Raw genomic sequence first — 450 nt, forward strand, 5'->3', positions numbered from 1 at the left:
TCGGGACCTGACTTCTTGTTGAAGATGTCTGTCAGTTTCATGCTAAGGCTGTATCCTTCCAGAAGCTTGGGGAATTTATCAAAGAGAATGGCAGCCCTGGTCTTTTGCTGTTCATTCCATTTGCTCCAGTGTTTCAGTATAATATGCTTGCTTCTGCTTACTATCTGTGGCAGGGTTTCTCCGTTCTCCATTCTTTCAGGCTCCCATTTCCCTATTCTCTCCCTTTCCGCCTTACTCTTTGCTTCTTTCTTCTTTTGACGGTGCTCCCTGATAGCCTGATTTTCCGCATCAAGTACTTTCCACCGATAGCGTATTCTTAACTGGTCTACAGCTTCAGACATGAGCTGCTGTACATGAAAACGGTCATTGATCAGCTTTGCGGCAGGAAACACCTTTCTGACTGTCAGCATCATGGCTGAAGATAAATCTGTAGTGACAGTCTTGACAGAC

The 450-nt window shown here is 45.1% G+C and carries 1 protein-coding gene; it reads right to left on the reverse strand.

The genetic code is table 11. The annotated features are described in order from the left end of the window. The coding region (locus tag D4A39_RS19205; protein ID WP_147393967.1) for a transposase at nucleotides 1-450 on the reverse strand (450 nt) is incomplete at both ends.

This window comes from Alcanivorax profundi (assembly GCF_003597125.1).
Taxonomy (GTDB): domain Bacteria; phylum Pseudomonadota; class Gammaproteobacteria; order Pseudomonadales; family Alcanivoracaceae; genus Alcanivorax; species Alcanivorax profundi.